The sequence below is a fragment of the Rhodococcus sp. HNM0563 genome, assembly GCF_012726195.1.
In the GTDB taxonomy this organism is placed as follows: Bacteria; Actinomycetota; Actinomycetes; order Mycobacteriales; family Mycobacteriaceae; genus Rhodococcus.
The window spans coordinates 16,584-34,153 of sequence record NZ_JAASAF010000016.1 but is presented as its reverse complement, the minus strand read 5'-3'; the positions used below and the strand labels follow the sequence as shown (position 1 = coordinate 34,153).

Here is a 17,570-nt window from a genome sequence, read left to right as displayed (position 1 = left end):
ACGAGAATAGTACTCTCCTAGTAGCAGAATATCGATACCAGGAGGAGACGGTCCATGGCGAGACCACCTTTGTTCCAGCGCGCGACCGTTACCCGGATCGTGAAGGAGACCGACGACGCCCGTACCTACGTGCTCGCCCCCGTGGATGGGCCGTTCACCTATCAGGCAGGTCAGTTCTGCACCTTCAAGGTCGATGTCGACGGCACAGAGCTCTACCGGTCGTACTCGATGTCGAGTGCCCCCGAGACCGACACCGAGATGATGACCACCATCAAGAGGGTTCCCGGCGGCAAGGTCTCCAACTGGCTGCACGACAACGTGGCCGAGGGCGATCAAGTGGAGATCACCCGACCCGCAGGCACCTTCCTGCTGCGCGAAGGGGCAGGGCCGGTCATCGGATTCGCCGGCGGCAGCGGCATCACCCCCCTGCTGTCCATCGCGAAGAGCGCGCTTGCCACCACCGACAGGGACGTCCGCCTGCTCATCGCAGACCGCGACCGAAACGCTGCGATCTTCGACGCCCTTACCGACCAGCTCGTCGAGCAGTACGGCGGACGCCTCACCGTCGTTCGTCACTTCGACGACGACTCGGGTCTGCTCACCCCCGCGGGTGCGCTGGACTTCATCGGCGGCGACACCGCGTCCGACGTATACCTGTGCGGCCCCGAAGCGTTCATGGACATGATCGAGTCCGCCCTCCCCGGCCCCGGCACGGTGTACAGCGAACGTTTCGGCGCCGCCGCAGAACCCGTGAAGGCTGCCGAAGCGGAGCCTGAAGCCCCGGCCGCGCCGATCGAGGGCACCGTGTCGATCCGGCTGGGCAGCCAGCGCGTGTCCGTACCACTGCAGGCGGGCGAAACACTTCTCGAAAGCGCGCGGCGAGCAGGTCTGGCACCTCCGTTCTCGTGCGAGGCCGGTAATTGCGCGACTTGCATCGCGAAGATCACCGACGGCAGTGCCACCATGCGCGTCAACGACGCACTCAGCGACGACGAGATCGCCGACGGCTACACCCTGACCTGCCAGGCTGTACCGGACTGCTCCATCAAGGTGCGATACGAGTAGGACGTGCAACACCGCGATGGCCTCCAACGGGATTTCGTTGGAGGCCATCGCGGTGTTCGGCTTGTGTTCGCAACAGCGGGCCAGAAGGATCAACCGACGGGAAGCGTGCCGTGCTCGCCCAGCTTCGGTGGCGCGCCGTATTCGGGCTCGTAGCCGTCGATGCGGATGGGACTTCCGACGAGCCGGAAGTCGCCGGCCTCCACAACCATCGACGGTGTGGCCTCCAGCGCGTCCGGCAGCGAGCGGACCGCGGCAGCGGGAACACCCAGGGGACGCAATCGCGATTCCCACCCGGCCGCGGTGTCACCGGCGAGTACTTCGGTGACGACGCGAAGCACCTCGTCCCGCTGCGCCGCACGCTCGGCCATCGTCGTGAAGCCCGCGATGCCCGCCTCGGCAGCGAATGTGCGCCAGAAACCGTCGTGGGTGATGAACAACGCCAGCGTCCCGTCCGATGTCGGGAACAACTGCGCCGGAACATAGTACGAATGCGCACCGCTCGGCATACGACGCGGTGGGGTGCCCTCGTTGAGATATGCCGACGCCCGGTAATTGAGCTGCGAGAGCATGACGTCGCGCAACGAGACTTCCACCTGGCCGCCACGACCCGACACAATCTGGGCGAGTAGGCCGAGCGCGGCTGTCAGACCGGTCGAATTGTCGGCCGCCGAATACCCGGGAAGTGTCGGTGGCCCGGCGGGATCGCCGGTGAGGTCGGCGACGCCCGTCACTGCCTGGATGACGTAATCGAATGCGGGGTCGTCGCCCTCGTCGAGGCCGTATCCCGTGAGCGCGACACACACGATCTTGTCGTTGAACCGTCGCAATGCGTCGTAGGTCAAGCCGTACTTCCGGATCGCCGACGGCTTGAGATTGACCAGCAGAGCGTGTGATTCGGCGGCAAGCTCACCGAGCCGACGCAGACCCTCATCGGTGGTCAGGTCGAGACAGATGCTTCGCTTGCCCCGGTTGAGACTCGCGAAGTATGCGTCGCTGACCTGTCGCGACAGATCCCCGGTCGGTGGTTCGATCTTCGTGACCTCGGCCCCGAGATCGGCGAGCATCATCGTTGCGTACGGTCCGGCAAGGATGTGGCCGACCTCGAGGATCCGGATACCTGAGAGGGGACCGGTCACCGCAGTTCCTTCGCAAGCTCGGCGACGACCTCACGTGTGCGGTACTTCGACGCGACCAGTTCGTCGCGGTTGTTTCCGATGGGAAGCAGGCGCATCGACAGATCGGTCACGCCTGCGTCGCGGTACCGCTTGAACCCGGCGAGGATCGAGTCCTCGTCGCCGACGATGGCCATCTGACCGATGTCCTTCGCCTCGCCCTGCTCGAGCAGACGCTGGTAGTTCGGCGAGATCTCGGCCTCGGCGAGGATGCGGTTGGCGCGTTCACGCGCGACATCCTCTTCGCCCGGTGCACACAGACACACGGGCACACCCGCGACGATGCGCGGGTCGGGTCGTCCCGCGTCTGCGGCGGCCTTGGTGATGCGCGGAACGATGTGCTCGCCGATCGCCCGCTCGTCGGCCATCCACAGGATCGTTCCGTCGGCCCGTTCACCGGCAATCTTCAGCATGACGGGCCCCAGCGCGGCAACCAGGAGGGGCATCGGCGCCACGGGTCCGATGTCGAGTGGGTTGTGCACGGTGAACGTGTCGTTCTCGACATCGATCGAGCCGGGCAGATCCTTGATCGCACCGAGCACGTCGAGGTAGTCCCGGGTGAACTTGGCGGGCTTGTCGTAGGGCAGGCCGAGCATGTCCTGCACGATCCAGTGGTGAGACGGACCGACCCCCAGAGCGAGTCGACCATCGAGCGCAGCATGCGTGGACAACGCCTGGCGCACCAGATGCACGGGATGCTGCGCCTGCAGTGGCACCACTGCGGTCCCGATCTCGATTCGGCTCGTCCTCGTGCTCATGAGGGCGATGGCAGTCAATGCGTCGAAGTCGGTGGGGATCTGAGGGACCCACACGGTGTCGAATCCGGCGGCCTCCGCCCATTCGACGTCCTTCAACATCCGGTCGACCTTGCGGTTGGTGTCCCCCTGCTCGGGTCCGACCATCACTCCGATCCGCACGATTCCTCCAGCATTCGAATTCGTTGTCTGCGCGGCCCGGTGGCGCGCTCGGTGGGCCGGGCTCGAAGGTGACTACATCTGGCCGTGTTCTCGCTCAGTGCTTCTCGCTCAGTGTGTGTTCTCGGTCAGCTTGCGCACTCCCGCTACCAATTCGTCGAGTGGCGTGCTGGTGGGGAACACTGCGGCAGCGCCTGCTGCGAGCAGTTTGGGAACGTCGGACTGAGGAATGGTGCCTCCGACGATCACGTCGATGTCACCTGCGTCCGCAGCACGCAGAGCCTCGACGACCTTCGTCGTCAATGCAACGTGCGCACCCGAGAGAATGCTCAGACCTACCACCTCGACGTCCTCTTGGACGGCGATGGACACGATGTCCTCGACCTTCTGGCGGATTCCGGTGTAGATCACCTCGAAGCCGGCGTCTCGCAGAGCGCGCGCGACGATCTTGGCGCCACGATCGTGGCCGTCGAGTCCGGGCTTTGCGACGAGAACGCGGGCGGTCATCAGAACACCACCGGCTGCTGGAACTCGCCCCACACGGACTTGAGCGCGGACACCATTTCGCCGACCGTGCAGTAGGCGTTGGCGCAGTCGATCAGGGAGTGCATCAGATTGTCGGTTCCTTCCGCTGCGCGGGACAGTGCGGCGAGGGTGCTGCGCACGGCCTCGGGATCACGCTCGGCCTTTACTTTCGCGAGTCGCTTCAGCTGCATCTCGCGGCCTTCGGCATCGAGTTCGTAGGTGGAGATCTCCGGCGCGGGCTCGTCGGAGACGAATTTGTTGACACCGACGACGGGACGCTCGCCGCCTTCGATCTCCTGGTGGAGCTTGTACGCCTCGTCGGCGATGAGACCCTGGAGGTACCCGTCCTCGATAGCGCGGACCATGCCGCCGTGTTGCTCGAGGTCGGTCATGATCTCGATGATGCGTTCTTCGGTGCGGTCGGTGAGTGCCTCGACGAAATAGGACCCTCCGAGCGGGTCGGCCACTCGGGTCACGCCGGTCTCGTAGGCGAGCACCTGCTGTGTGCGCAGGGCGAGCGTCGCCGACTCCTCACTCGGCAGGGCGAACGGTTCGTCCCATGCCGCAGTGAACATCGACTGAACGCCGCCGAGTACAGAGGCCATGGACTCGTAGGCCACACGAACGAGGTTGTTCTGCGCCTGCGGCGCGTAGAGCGAAGCGCCGCCTGCGACACAGCCGAACCGGAACATCGACGCCTTGTCGCTGGTGGCGCCGTAACGCTCGCGGACGATCGTCGCCCAACGGCGCCGTCCTGCACGATATTTGGCAATCTCCTCGAAGAAGTCGCCGTGCGTGTAGAAGAAGAACGAGATCTGCGGCGCGAACTGGTCGATGGTCATGCGGCCGCGTTCGATCACGGTGTCGCAGTAGGTGACACCGTCGGCAAGCGTGAAGGCCATCTCCTGTACCGCGTTGGCTCCCGCATCGCGGAAGTGTGCGCCTGCCACCGAGATCGCATTGAACCGCGGAACTTCTGCGGCACAGAATTCGATCGTGTCGGCGATCAGTCGCAAGGACGGCTCGGGCGGCCAGATCCAGGTGCCCCTGGACGCATACTCTTTGAGAATGTCGTTCTGGATGGTGCCGGTGAGCTTCTCTCGCGGCACACCCTTGCGTTCGGCAGCAGCCACATAGAAGGCAAGCAGAATCGCCGCGGTGCCGTTGATCGTGAAGCTGGTACTGATCTTGTCGAGGGGTATGCCGTCGAAGAGGATCTCGGCGTCGGCGAGGGTGTCGACTGCGACGCCGACGCGCCCCACCTCCTCGGTGACCTCGGGGTCATCGGAGTCGTATCCGCACTGGGTGGGGAGGTCCAGCGCAACCGAGAGCCCGGTCCCGCCCTGATCGAGCAGGTATCGGTACCGGCGGTTGGATTCTTCGGCGGTGCCGAAGCCCGAGTACTGACGGAAGGTCCACAGCCGTCCCCGATAACCGGAAGCGAAGTTCCCACGGGTGAAGGGGAACTCTCCCGGCAGGGGTAGTTCACGTTCTCGATCCCCCGATCCGTAAACCGGATCGAGCGGGATCCCGGACGAGGTTTCCACGATGTCGCTCACGCCGGATACCTTACTTGCAGAAAATGAGAATGCCAATATCATCGGTGAGAACGAATGAGCTACACGAATTCCGAGTAGGGAGAACGATGACGAGCCAGCATGCACTTCGCGACCGCACGATGGTGGTGTCCGGCGCCAGCCGCGGCATCGGACTTGCGATCGCCGTCGCTGCCGCAGCGCAGGGCGCGAACGTCGTGCTCCTGGCCAAGACCGGCGAACCCCACCCGAAGCTGAAGGGCACAGTGCACACGGCTGTCGCCGACATCGAAGCGGCCGGCGGCAAAGCCGTCGCGATCGTCGGCGACGTACGCAAAGAGGAGGACGTACAGCGCGCCGTCGACACCGCGGTCGAGCGATTCGGCGGCATCGACATGTGCGTCAACAACGCGAGCGCGATCGGCACCGAACCGACCGAACAACTGTCCGCGAAGAAATACGACCTGATGCAGGAGATCAACTGCCGGGGCACCTTCCTTCTCACGAAGGCAGCCCTCCCGCATCTACGCAAGTCCGAGAACGGACACATCCTCACGATCGCCCCGCCGATCAACATGAACCCGTACTGGCTGGGCGCGCATCCCGCGTACACGCTGTCCAAGTACGGAATGTCGCTGCTGACACTGGGGTTCGCGGCAGAATACGCCGAGGCAGGAATCGCCGCGAACTGCCTGTGGCCGGAGACCTATATCGCCACCTCGGCGGTCGCGAACATGCAGGACGGCGAGAACCTGCTGTCCTCATCGCGCAGCCCCGAGATCATGGCCGACGCCGCAGTGGCAATCCTGTCGAGTCCCGCGAAGACCACCAGTGGAAAGTGCTACATCGACGCCGACGTGCTCACCGCGGCGGGTATCACCGATCTTTCACGTTACGGTGGCGGCGACAACCCGCAACGGGATCTGTTCCTCGACGCCTGAAAACCGCACACGCACAACGGCACCGAGTGAATTCACTCGGTGCCGTTGTGCATCGGCGCGCTATCGGACCATACGCCGCCTGCGTGCGGCCTTTCGTTCCTCCTCGGTCATACCGCCCCATACCCCGTATCGCTCACCGGATTCCAGAGCGTAACGAAGGCATTGCATACTCACCGGGCACGAGCGGCAGATCCGCTTCGCAGCCTCGATTCGCTCCTCGCGCGGTTCACCGCGCTCGTTGTCGGGGTGGAAGAAGATCGCGCCGTCGACGTCGCGGCATGCAGCGTCCATCTGCCAATCCCACGACTCCGCGACCGGTGGGGGAAGTTTCAGCAGTTTCAGAGCGGGCACGGGTCACTCTCCCTTCGACATCTCTCGGTAGATTCGGATGAGGGCGTCGGTGGACGCATCACCGGTCGCAGGATCGCTGTCTTCCGACAACGCCGCCTGCAGTTGCGTTGCCTGTACCTTCCCCAGTTCCACACCCCACTGGTCGAACGAGTCGATCCCCCACACGACGCCCTGAACGAACACCTGATGCTCGTACAGCGCGATGAGCTGCCCGAGCGTCGACGGGGTCAGTTTCGGTGCAAGGACGGTCGTCGACGGCTGATTGCCCGGCATCACTTTGTGTGCCACCAACTCTTCGGGCGTGCCGTCGGCCCGTACCTGGTCTGCAGTGCGGCCGAATGCCATCACCTTCGACTGCGCGAAGCAGTTCGCCATGAGCACATCGTGCATACTTCCGGTTCCATCTGCAGTGGGCAGATCATCCGTCGACATGGCGAATCCGATGAAATCGGCAGGTACCAGGTGCGTTCCCTGATGAAGTAACTGGTAGAACGCGTGCTGTCCGTTCGTTCCCGGCTCGCCCCAGAAGATCTCGCCGGTCGCGCATCCCACCGGAGTTCCGTCGGCGCGTATCGATTTGCCGTTCGACTCCATGGTCAACTGCTGCAGGTAGGCGGGAAAACGTACGAGGTCGTTGGAATACGGCAGCACAGCACGCGATTGCGCACCCAGGAAGCTCGTGTACCACACGCCGAGCAGGCCGAGCAGGACCGGAGCGTTCCTCTCGAGGGGCGCCGTTCGGAAGTGAGTGTCGACGCGGCGGAACCCGTCGAGCAGTTCGGCGAATCGCTCTCGCCCCACCGCGCACATCACCGACAGCCCGATGGCAGACCCGACCGAGTACCTTCCGCCGACCCAGTCCCAGAAGCCGAACATGTTGGCCGGGTCGATCCCGAACTCTTCGACCCGCTGTGCGTGTGTGGACACCGCCACGAAATGCGCCGCGACCGCGTCGTCTCCGAGCGTCGCGACGAGCCAGCGTCTCGCAGCGGTCGCGTTCGTCAGGGTCTCGACTGTCGAGAACGTCTTGGATGCCACGATGAACAATGTCGTCGCCGGATTCAGGCCGTTCAGGGCCGCCGTGAGATCTGCCGGATCGACATTCGACACGAATCGCACCTGCGGACCGTCGTGGTAGTGCCGCAGAGCACGCGTCACCATCACCGGGCCCAGGTCCGATCCACCGATCCCGAGGTTGATCACTGTCGCGATCTTCTCACCGGTCGCTCCCCGCCACCGGCCGTCCCGGACGCGGTCGGTGAAATCGCCCATCGCGTCGAGTACCTCGTGCACGCGGGTCACCACATTCTCACCATCGATCCGCACCTGAGCGGTCGACGGCAGCCGGAGCGCGGTGTGGAGCACAGCCCGGTCCTCGGTGACGTTGATGTGTTCACCGGCGAACATCCCGTCGCGGGCTGCCTCGACCCCCGTCGCGCGGGCGAGGTCGAGAAGAAGCTCCCTCGTGCGGGTGGTGATCCGGTGTTTGCTGTAGTCGATCTCCAGATCCGCGGCGGTGACCGTCATCTCCGTGGTACGGGCAGGTTCTGCCGTGAACAATTCGCGCAAGTGCAACGACTCGACATCGGTGCGATGGGCGTCGAGCGCCTTCCACTGCGGAAGGGTGGTCACGTTCTGTGCAACCGAGGTCATCTCGTCGTCCGTCCGTTCACGCGAGGGCGCGCAGCCGCGGAGCCAGATCCCGCTCGAACAACTCCAGAAAACGCCGCTGATCATGCCCCGGCGCATGAAACACCAAATGATTCAACCCCGCATCCACATACGCCCGCACCTGCTCCACCGCCTCATCCGGATCCGACGCCACAATCCACCGCTTCGCCACCTGCTCGATCGGCAACGCATCCGCCGCCGCCTCCATCTCGATTGGATCCTCGATCGAATGCTTCTGCTCCGCCGTCAACGACAACGGCGCCCAGAACCGCGTATTCTCGAGCGCCAACTCCCGATCCGTGTCATACGAAATCTTGATCTCGATCATCTTGTCGATCCCCGACACCTCCCGCTCCGCCTTGCCCGCACCCTCGGCCACCGCAGGCAACAACTTGTCGGTATACAGCTCCATCCCCTTACCCGAAGTACAGATGAACCCATCACCCGCCCGACCCGCATACCGCGCCACCACCGGACCACCCGCCGCCACATACACCGGCACACCACCATCAGGCACGTCATAGATCGACGCCCCCACCGTCCGGTAGAACTCCCCCTCGAAATCCACCCGATCACCGGTCCACAACGCCCGCATCAACCGCACCGACTCCCGCAACCGCGCAAACCGCTCCTTGAACTCCGGCCACGCATCGCTGTACCCCGTCGCGATCTCATTGAGCGCCTCCCCCGTCCCCACACCCAGGAACACCCGCCCCGGATACAGACACCCCATCGTCGCGAACGCCTGCGCAATCACCGCCGGGTTGTACCGGAACGTCGGCGTCAGCACCGACGTCCCCAACTGCAACCGCTCGGTACGCTCCCCCACCGCCGTCATCCACGCCAACGAGAACGGCGCATGCCCACCGGTATGCCGCCACGGCTGGAAATGATCCGACACCGTCGCCGAATCCATCCCGTGCGCCTCGGCGAGCACCCCGAGCTCGACCAGCTCACGCGGACCGAACTGCTCGGCCGATGCCTTGTATCCCAACTTGAGCATTACGTGTGACCTCCGAAAGACGACGTCGTATGCGGTCGGCCGAGGTCCGTACGTCGAGGAACCTCGGCGGTTCCGGTGTTCTGGGTGAACTTCTCTTCTCGGCAAACTTCAGCTTCGTGACAACTTCGCGAGCTCTGCACGAGAACGTGCACGTTCTGCTCGAAATGATGCACAGTTTCGCGCAGGAGTGTCAATATCTACGCGCGTTCTGCGTGTCGGTGCGCTATGGTCGTCACCAATCGAGCAGACTCTCGACCTCGACCGCCCAATACCCACGCACCGATCCGAGGAGCATTCGTGTCCGCGAGCGCACGACGACGTGAGATCTTCACTCGAGTACTCGCCGACGGATATGTCGACGCAAAGACACTGTCGGCTGCCCTCGGCGTCGACTCGTCCACCATCCGGCGCGACCTCGATGCACTCGCACGCGACGGCAAGGTCGAACGCACCCACGGCGGCGCGAAAGCGATCGATGGTGCGTCGTTCGAAGTCCCGTACGCGCTCAAACAGGACGTACGCCGCGCCGAGAAATCGGCGATCGCCGCGGCTGCGGCCAAGTTCGTGTCCGACGGCGACAGTGTCGTTCTCGACAGCGGCTCCACGACCTACGAGGTCGCGGTCGCGCTGCGGGCGAAGTCGTCGCTGACCGTGCTCACCAACGATCTCCGTATCGCGAAGTTCGTCGCGTCGTTCCCCGACGTACGGCTGCTGGTATCCGGGGGCGAGTTGCTCGGCTCCGTCTACACGCTGATCGGCGACCATGCCGTCCGATTCATGTCGCACTATTCGGCCGATTGGGCGTTCCTCGGAGCAGACGCGATCGATCCTGCCGCCGGAATCACCAACAACAACACGCTCGAGGTTCCCATCAAACGCGCCCTGATCGCCGCGTCCGCACACACGGTCGTCGTCGCCGACCACACCAAGTTCGGACGACGAGCCCTCGCCAAGGTGGCTGCCCTCGACGAGGTGAGCACGATCGTCACCGATTCCGGACTCTGTGACGACCAACGCGACCTCTACGACGACAACTTGACGATCGCGGAGACCCCCACTGCGTCATGACCTGATGCGCAGGCCGGTTTCCGCCGAAAAGAAGAAGACCTCACCGGATTTCGGAATCAGGTGGATCTCCTCGCCGTGTGCTATCGGTTTCCGCCGATCCCATCGCACGACGACCTTGCCCATTCCGTCGTTCGGCGCTTCCGCTACCGCGTGGACGAACGACTCGGCCCCGAGTTCCTCGACGAGTACCGTCCGCAATGTCCACGAACCCTTCCGCCACGCACCGACGGGGGTCCACGATTCCGGCCGCACTCCCAGCACCACACGACCCGAGTCGACCGACCGGGGTACCGGAACCTGCAGCGCACCGAGTGTCGCCGATCCGTCCTCCACGGGAACCTCGATGAGGTTCATTCCGGGCGACCCGACGAATCCCGCCACGAAGGTGTTGACGGGGTCGTCGTAGAGCTTGCGCGGCGCCGCGACCTGCTGGAGGCGTCCACCGTCGAGCACGGCGACCCGATCCCCCATCGTCATCGCCTCGACCTGATCGTGGGTGACATACACCGTCGTGGTCTCCAGTCTGCGCTGGAGCTCGGCGATTTGGGCCCGGGTACTCACCCGTAGTTTCGCGTCGAGGTTCGACAGCGGTTCGTCCATGCAGAACACCGCGGGGTGACGAACGATGGCTCTCCCCATGGCCACTCGTTGACGTTGTCCACCCGAGAGTTTGCCCGGCTTGCGGTCGAGCAGCTGTCCGAGTTCGAGCATTCTCGCTGCCTCGAGCACACGCTTCGTGCGCTCGGGCTTCTTCATTCCCGCGTTCTGCAACGCGAACGCCATGTTCTCGGCCACGGTCATGTTCGGGTACAACGCGTAGTTCTGGAACACCATCGCCACATCGCGCGCCTTCGGCGGCAACCCGGTCACGTCGCGTCCGCCGATCTCGACGCGGCCGGAATCGACCGCCTCGAGACCGGCAAGCATGCGCAGACTCGTCGACTTTCCGCACCCGGATGGGCCCACCAGCACCAAGAACTCGCCGTCCGCGATTTCGAGGTCGAGTGAATCGACCGCCGGGCGCGCCGAACCGGGATAGCGATGTGTGACATTCCGGAAACTGATCTGGGCCACTGGGTCCGTACCTTCATCTGTGACTGTGTGCTTACAGGTTGGGGGTGATCTGACGATCGATGATCTGCTGCAACTGGTCCTGGATTTCCGCGAACGTCACTGCAACATCGGCGTTCTGCAGCGCGATCTTCTCGAGTCCCGTTCCGATCACCTGGTCGGCACCAGGAACGAACACGCGGGCGTAGTCCTGCGAACGTGTCACGGCGAGCTGGTCGACGGCGGTGCGCGCGTTGGGGTTCTCGTCGAGATACTTCTTCATGTCGGCGTTCTCGACCGCGGACTTACGGACCGGCATGTATCCGGTGTTCTGTGAGAAGTACGCCGTGTTGTCGCCATTGGTGACGAAATCGACGAACTTCAGCGCGTTGGCCTTGCGCTCGTCGGAAATACCCGACGGGATCGCCAGGCCGGCACCACCGGTCGGGCAGCCGGGTCCGTCGGGTGCAGGCAGGAAGGCGGTGCCGAATTCGAATGCCGCGTTGCCGGTGATGCCGGACAGGTCGCCGGTGGACGCGATCGTGGACGCGAGAAGACCGGCCGAGAAGTCGTTGGCGATGTCGTTCGAGACGGACGCGTACTTCTTGGTGTGGATCATGTCCTTCAGGAAGGCGCCGGCCTCGAGGGTCTTCGAATTTGTGAACTTCAGGTCCCACCCGTCGGAGTAGGCGCCGCCGAAAGTCCAGATCGGCCCCTCGAACGTCCAGCCGAGGTAGTCCGCAGCATTACCCCAGCCGTGCGCCCACCTCCCGCCGCCGACGACCTCTTGGATGCGCGGTCCCCACTCGTCGAACTCGGCCCACGATTCGGGGCCGCGATCGGGCAGCCCGGCCTGGCTCCAGACGTCCTTGTTGTAGTAGAACAACGGCGTCGACCGCGCGTAGGGAAGCGCGAAATGGCTTCCTTCGTAAAGATAGTCGGCGAGAAGCGAGTCGACGTAGTCGCCGGTGTCGACGCCGACAGTCGAGAACAGATCGTCGAGCGGCGCGATGGCACCGGTGATCGCGTAGTTGAACCACCACACGTCGGACAGGACGACGACGTCCGGCAGGTCTCCACCGGACAGTGCCGCATTGAACTTCTGCGACACCTCTTCGTAGTTCTTGCCACCGTCGATCAGGTTGACCGTGAGCTCGGGGTTCTGCGCCTGGAAACGGCCGATCAGTTCCTTCTCGATCTCGATGGACTTGCCAGGGTGATTGGACCAGAAGTTGATGGTGGTCGCGTCGCCGGACGCCGCCGATCCCGACGCGCCGGAGGAACCGCTCGCGCCGTCGCCGGTGCCCGCGCACGCGGCCAGCGCCGCGCTCGTCGCGACGAGACCCGTCAGCCCCAGGAAGCCGCGCCTGTTCAAATTCCTGATGTCGATACCCATTACCAGCTCCCTGAGTGTTCAGCCCTTGACCGCACCGGAGGTGAGGCCCTTGATCATGTGTCGTTGCAGGAGAAGAAAGACCACGAGGATCGGGAGCATCGCGAGCACGGTGCCCGCCATGACCGGGCCCCAATTGGTGACGCCGTCGTTGTTCTGGAGCAGCGTCAGTCCGATAGGCAGCGGCGCGATGGATGCGTCGTCCGCCATGAGAAACGGCCAGAGGTACTCGTTCCACTCGTTGACCACGGTGATGATCGCGAACGCCACCATGGTCGGGCCCGAAACCGGCAGCACGACCCGCCACAGCAGCCGCAGCGGGCCGGCCCCATCCATCCTTGCGGCCTCGATGATCTCGGCCGGAATCGACAGGAAGTGGTTTCGCATCAGGAACGTGCCGAACGCGACGCCCGCGAGTGGAACGATGATGCCCTGGAAGGTATTGCGCCATCCCCATTCTGCGACCAACGCGTAGTTGGAGATGACGGTGATCTGGTTGGGCACCATCAGTGCCGCGATGATTCCGAGGAACACGAAGTTCTTGCCGGGGAAGCGGAGAAACACCAACCCGTACGCGCTGAACACACCGAGCACGAACTTCACGCCCGCGAGGATCGATGTGATGATCACCGAATTGCGAAGGAACGCGAAGAACTCCACGGACTGCACGGCCTCGGAGTAGTTCTGGGGATGAAACACGGCCGGCCACCAGGTCACCGGGATCGTATAGATGTCCGGGCGCCCCTTGAACGAGGTCATGACGATCCAGTACAAGGGCAGTCCTACGATGATCAGGACACACAGCATGGCGGCATAGCCGAACACCTTCACGAGACGTTCGCGGCGTGCGTGGGTGTCGGCATCCACGCGCTCGGGTTCGACGTAGGTGGTGGGACGGTCGGCGAGAGCGGTCACTTCTGATCCCCTCGATCCATGATGCGGACCTGGTAGACGGTCACCGCGAGCAGCACCAGGAACATGATGGTGGCCACGGTTGCCCCGTATCCGGCGCGGAAGTTGCGGAACGACTCGTCGTAGATCTGGAACACCATGGTGGTGGTGCCGGTGCCGAGTGGACCGCCGCGCGTCATCACGTTGATGATGTCGAATACCTGGAACGAATTGAGCAGCACCGTGATCGACAGGAAATATGTGGTCGGGCGGAGCTGAGGCAGGATGACCCTACGGAACGTCGTCCACCCCGACGCCCCGTCGATCGCTGCGGCTTCACTCAGTTCGGAGCGCAGTCCCTGCAATGCGGCGAGGTAGATGACGAACGTGTAGCCGAGGTTCTTCCACAGGTAGGTCAGTGTCACCATCACCAGCGCCCAGGTCGGGTCCTGGTAGAAGTTGGGCGATTCGATTCCGATCCGGGCCAGAACGTCCTGGACGAGGCCGAAGTTCGGATCGAAGACGAACTGGAAGGCGACACCGACGGCGGCACCTGAAATGACGAACGGCGCGAACAATGCGGAGCGGACGAGATTGCGGCCGATCAGCTTCCGATCGAGGAGCAGAGCGAGACCGAGGCCGAGCACCATCGAGCCGATGACAGCGGCCGCGGTGAAGAAAAGTGTGTTTCCGACGATCTGCCAGGAGTCGGACCTGCCGAACCATTCTCGATAGTTGTCGAAGCCGATGAACGTCGAAGTGGGGCTGGAGATGTTCCACTCGAAGAACGAGAGCCGGATGTTGTCCACCAAGGGGCGATAGGTGAACAGGATCAGCAACGCGACGTTGGGTCCGACGAGCACCGCGAACAGCGCGTAGTCGGTCCACGGACGGCCGCGTAGACCGCGGTTCGTCTGCGGCAGTGTTCGTTCCGGACTCGATGACACCGAGGCAGTCTGGACGTCATCGGCGAACAAGTGGTTACGAGAAGAAGACGCCCCCTACCCTTCCTGGCGAATGTATCGCTCGTCCCGATGGATCGGACCGATTGTTCATTCGCCCGGCCGGGTAGGGGGGCGGAAACTCAGCGTGTGTCAGAGGTTCCAGTCTCCGAGTCCGTCCCAGCCGTTCAGGACGCCGCCCGCGGTGTTCTGCACGATCACCGGGTCGCCCTTGCGGGCGTTCTCGAAGAACCACTGCCCGTCGGCGGTACTCACGTTGAGGCAGCCGTGACTGGTGTTGGTGTTGCCCTGCGCCCACTCGGACCACGGAGCTGCATGGATGAAGATGCCGCTGTTGGACATCCGCGTCGCGTATTCGACATACGTGCGGTAGCCCTCAGGATCGTCGACAGGCACGCCGTACGTGGACGAGTCCATGTACATGTCGCGGAACTTGTCGCCGACGATGTACGTGCCGTTCGGGGTTTCGTAGCCGGGCTTGCCGAAGGAGGTGGGCATGGTCCGGACCACCTCGCCGTTGCGGGTGACGGTGATCGTCTTGGTGTTGTCGTCGGCCACCGTCACGAGGGCGTCGCCGATGGTGAACGACGAGTGCGAGCCGCCCGCCCGGACGTCGACGGTGGTGTGCGCGGGCCAGAACTCGAACGGCTTCCATCGCACCTGCTGATCCGACGCCCAGTAGAAATGGCCGCCGACTGCCGGTTCCGACGTGATCTCGATTGCGCGTTCGGCAGCAGCACGGTCTCCGACGGGCTCGTTGAACCGGATGATGATGGGTTGCGCGACACCGACCGTTTCACCGGAAGACGGATTCAGCGACGGATCCGAGAACGGCGCCGCCGGAGCCTGAGGTGTCGGGAGTTGCGGTGCACCCGGGATCGCCGGTGCGAGACCCTCGATCAGGTCTTCGACGCTCGGCACCTCCGGCCCACCCGGCCACAGCGGTGCGGCGGCCGCAGGGCCGGCCAGAGCGAGAGCGACTGCGCCGGCGCCCGTGAGGGCGGCGACGAGGCGACCGACCCGGCGCGTGGCACGGTGACGACTCTTGGGCATGGACTGCTTCACAAACATCGACAAATTACCCATCGTTCGACGGTGCGTCGCGTTTTCACATCCCCGACCGCGGCGCTGGCGTACCTCGTCATTACACACACCGACCCGTCGTCGAGCAATTCGGGCAGTGGAGCGAATGCGTCGTTCACTCTCGCCGAGGGGCGAGCGACGCATTCGCTCCATGCAGGTGAAGACCGTGAACGTCAGGCTTCGGGCCTCGACGCTGCGAGCATTTCCTCGATCGAGACGAACTTCAGACGCGACCTTCCCGACGCCTTGCCGCGTGCGCGTTCCTGCTTGTCGATGGCTTGCCAGCCCTTGTAGTCGACGTACTCGGGACGGCGTTCGGCTATCAGGGTGTCGAGCTTCTCTCTATCCGCCACGGGTTCGGCGAGACGGCCTGCGATGAAGTCGTCGACGAGCTGTGCAACGGTCTCGGCCGAGCACTGCTTGTTGGTGCCGATCACACCGCTCGGGCCCCGCTTGATCCAGCCTGCCGTATAGACCCCGGAGACCGCGTCGCCGGTGTCGGGTTCGATGACCTTGCCCGACTCGTTCGGGATGACACCCTTCTTCTCGTCGAACGGGAGACCGTCGACGGGGGTGCCGCGATAGCCGATCGAGCGGAGCACGAGGCCGGTCGTGAGTGTCTCGGTCTCGCCGGTGGGGCGCGCGTCCAGCCGACCGTCGGACTCGACGAGTTCGTTGCGTTCGAGGGTGATCGACTCGACCTTGCCTTCGCCTGCGATCTCGACCGGCGACGCGAGGTACCGCAGCACGATGCGCTTGTTGCCGGGGTTCGGGGTGTTCTGTGCGTACCCCTCGACCTGGCGCATCTTGAGTGCGATCCGCGGCTCCACCTCGGGGTCGTCGAGGATGGCCTGGCTGGCCGCATCGAGTTGGATCTCATTGGGGTCGACGATGACGTCGATTCCCTCGAGCTGGCCGAGTGCGAGCAGCTCGGGGTTGGTGTACGCGGCCTGCGCCGGGCCGCGTCGTCCGATGACGACGACCTCTTCGATGTTCGAGTTCCGCAGTGCCTCGACGGCGTGCTCGGCCATGTCGGTGCGAGCGAGCTCATCGGGGTTCATCACCAGGGCGCGCGCGACGTCGAGTGCGACGTTGCCGTTGCCGATGATCACGGCGCGTTCGCCCGAGAGGTCGAACTTCCTGTCTGCGTAGTCGGGATGGCCGTTGTACCAGGCGACGAACTCGGTGGCGGCGTGCGAGCCCGGGAGGTCTTCGCCGGGCACACCGAGATGACGGTCGCTCGATGCACCGACCGCGTAGATCACGGCATGGTGGTGCGCGAGCAGCTCGTCGTGGGTGATGTGCGTGCCGACCTCGACGTTGAACCAGCACTGGGTGTTCTTGTGGCCGATGGCGCTGCGGAAGACGTCGCCGACTCCCTTGGTGCTCTGGTGATCCGGCGCGACCCCGGCACGAACCAGGCCGTACGGGGTGGGCAGGCGGTCGAACATGTCGACCCGGACACTCGAATGCGAGACGAGTTCCTGCGCCGCGTAGCACGCGGCCGGACCGGAGCCGACGATCGCGACGCGCAGCGTTCCGAGATCTGCCGGGATCTTCTTTCGGCTGCGCAGCTCCGGCCAGTCGGGCCCGATCGGGTACCGCTCGTAGTACGCGGCGTTGATCTCGAGGTACGGCTCCTGCTCGGGAGTGATCTCGTTGTCCGCGAAGATTGCGTCGACCGGGCATTCGTCGACGCAGGCACCGCAGTCGATGCAGGTCTCCGGGTCGATGTAGAGCATCTCCGTCGTTGCGAACGGCGCCTCGTCGGGTGTCGGGTGTATGCAGTTGACCGGGCAGACTTCGACGCACGAGACGTCGTTGCAACATGCCTGGGTGATCACATAAGCCACTTCGCTACCTGCCTGGAGAGTGCCGGGTGGGGTTGTCGAAACCCCAGACTATAACACGTTACAGATTTGGTCGAGAATCACATTACCCAAATC

The 17,570-nt window shown here is 64.1% G+C and carries 16 protein-coding genes; 3 read left to right on the top strand and 13 right to left on the bottom strand.

Annotation, left to right across the window (positions count from 1 at the left end; translation table 11 throughout):
• Nucleotides 1-54 precede the first annotated feature (54 nt).
• Nucleotides 55-1,065, top strand: coding sequence for a ferredoxin--NADP reductase (locus HCA61_RS25345; RefSeq protein ID WP_169690956.1), 1,011 nt, complete (start codon nucleotides 55-57; stop codon nucleotides 1,063-1,065).
• An 89-nt stretch (nucleotides 1,066-1,154) separates the two neighbouring features.
• On the opposite strand, the gene HCA61_RS25340 is transcribed toward HCA61_RS25345, so the two are convergent.
• The 4 genes from HCA61_RS25340 to HCA61_RS25325 all read right to left on the bottom strand — a co-directional run bounded on the left by HCA61_RS25340 (nucleotide 1,155) and on the right by HCA61_RS25325 (nucleotide 5,277).
• Nucleotides 1,155-2,201, bottom strand: coding sequence for a CoA transferase (locus HCA61_RS25340; protein WP_169690955.1), 1,047 nt, complete (start codon nucleotides 2,199-2,201; stop codon nucleotides 1,155-1,157).
• The gene (locus tag HCA61_RS25335; RefSeq protein ID WP_169690954.1) at nucleotides 2,198-3,154 is read right to left on the bottom strand and encodes an LLM class F420-dependent oxidoreductase; all 957 of its coding nucleotides are present in this window, start codon (nucleotides 3,152-3,154) and stop codon (nucleotides 2,198-2,200) included. Before HCA61_RS25335 ends, HCA61_RS25340 begins: the two co-directional genes overlap by 4 nt.
• A 108-nt stretch (nucleotides 3,155-3,262) precedes the next feature.
• A complete protein-coding gene (locus HCA61_RS25330; RefSeq protein WP_169690953.1) occupies nucleotides 3,263-3,658 on the bottom strand; it encodes a cobalamin B12-binding domain-containing protein in 396 nt (131 codons plus the stop codon).
• Nucleotides 3,658-5,277, bottom strand: coding sequence for a methylmalonyl-CoA mutase family protein (locus HCA61_RS25325; RefSeq protein WP_169690952.1), 1,620 nt, complete (start codon nucleotides 5,275-5,277; stop codon nucleotides 3,658-3,660). Before HCA61_RS25325 ends, HCA61_RS25330 begins: the two co-directional genes overlap by 1 nt.
• A 44-nt stretch (nucleotides 5,278-5,321) precedes the next feature.
• Between HCA61_RS25325 and HCA61_RS25320 the strand changes: the two genes are divergently transcribed.
• On the top strand, nucleotides 5,322-6,152 hold the full coding sequence (locus tag HCA61_RS25320; protein WP_169690951.1) for an NAD(P)-dependent oxidoreductase: 831 nt from the start codon (nucleotides 5,322-5,324) through the stop codon (nucleotides 6,150-6,152).
• Nucleotides 6,153-6,212: 60 nt separating this feature from the next.
• Here the strand turns inward: HCA61_RS25320 and HCA61_RS25315 are convergent, their stop codons facing one another.
• From HCA61_RS25315 to fgd, 3 genes are read right to left on the bottom strand one after another with little or no spacing between them, the layout of a single operon-like run.
• Entirely contained in the window at nucleotides 6,213-6,503 is a 291-nt protein-coding gene (locus tag HCA61_RS25315) for a WhiB family transcriptional regulator (RefSeq protein WP_169690950.1), read from the bottom strand.
• Between the two features lie 3 nt (nucleotides 6,504-6,506).
• Nucleotides 6,507-8,156, bottom strand: a complete 1,650-nt coding sequence (gene pgi, locus HCA61_RS25310) for a glucose-6-phosphate isomerase (RefSeq protein ID WP_169690949.1) — start codon at nucleotides 8,154-8,156, stop codon at nucleotides 6,507-6,509.
• A 16-nt stretch (nucleotides 8,157-8,172) separates the two neighbouring features.
• Nucleotides 8,173-9,177 (bottom strand): glucose-6-phosphate dehydrogenase (coenzyme-F420), encoded by a 1,005-nt coding sequence (gene fgd / locus HCA61_RS25305; RefSeq protein ID WP_169690948.1) that lies wholly within the window; start codon nucleotides 9,175-9,177, stop codon nucleotides 8,173-8,175.
• Nucleotides 9,178-9,474: 297 nt separating this feature from the next.
• On the opposite strand from fgd, the gene HCA61_RS25300 reads away from it, so the two are divergent.
• Nucleotides 9,475-10,245, top strand: a complete 771-nt coding sequence (locus HCA61_RS25300) for a DeoR/GlpR family DNA-binding transcription regulator (RefSeq protein ID WP_169690947.1) — start codon at nucleotides 9,475-9,477, stop codon at nucleotides 10,243-10,245.
• Here HCA61_RS25300 and ugpC read toward each other — a convergent pair.
• The 6 genes from ugpC to HCA61_RS25270 all read right to left on the bottom strand — a co-directional run bounded on the left by ugpC (nucleotide 10,240) and on the right by HCA61_RS25270 (nucleotide 17,477).
• Nucleotides 10,240-11,319, bottom strand: a complete 1,080-nt coding sequence (gene ugpC / locus HCA61_RS25295; protein WP_169690946.1) for a sn-glycerol-3-phosphate ABC transporter ATP-binding protein UgpC — start codon at nucleotides 11,317-11,319, stop codon at nucleotides 10,240-10,242. The two genes, HCA61_RS25300 and ugpC, sit on opposite strands and share 6 nt — an antisense overlap.
• Before the next feature lie 31 nt (nucleotides 11,320-11,350).
• A complete protein-coding gene (locus HCA61_RS25290) occupies nucleotides 11,351-12,679 on the bottom strand; it encodes an ABC transporter substrate-binding protein (RefSeq protein WP_169690987.1) in 1,329 nt (442 codons plus the stop codon).
• A 30-nt stretch (nucleotides 12,680-12,709) separates the two neighbouring features.
• A complete protein-coding gene (locus tag HCA61_RS25285; RefSeq protein WP_346777649.1) occupies nucleotides 12,710-13,555 on the bottom strand; it encodes a carbohydrate ABC transporter permease in 846 nt (281 codons plus the stop codon).
• Nucleotides 13,556-13,599: 44 nt separating this feature from the next.
• Nucleotides 13,600-14,526 carry a sugar ABC transporter permease gene (locus HCA61_RS25280; protein ID WP_169690945.1) on the bottom strand — a complete coding sequence of 309 codons (927 nt, stop codon included), beginning with the start codon at nucleotides 14,524-14,526 and terminating at the stop codon, nucleotides 13,600-13,602.
• Between the two features lie 147 nt (nucleotides 14,527-14,673).
• Nucleotides 14,674-15,612, bottom strand: a complete 939-nt coding sequence (locus HCA61_RS25275; protein ID WP_169690985.1) for an Ig-like domain-containing protein — start codon at nucleotides 15,610-15,612, stop codon at nucleotides 14,674-14,676.
• 185 nt (nucleotides 15,613-15,797) lie between these two features.
• Nucleotides 15,798-17,477 (bottom strand): FAD-dependent oxidoreductase, encoded by a 1,680-nt coding sequence (locus tag HCA61_RS25270; protein ID WP_169690944.1) that lies wholly within the window; start codon nucleotides 17,475-17,477, stop codon nucleotides 15,798-15,800.
• Between the last annotated feature and the right edge of the window lie 93 nt (nucleotides 17,478-17,570).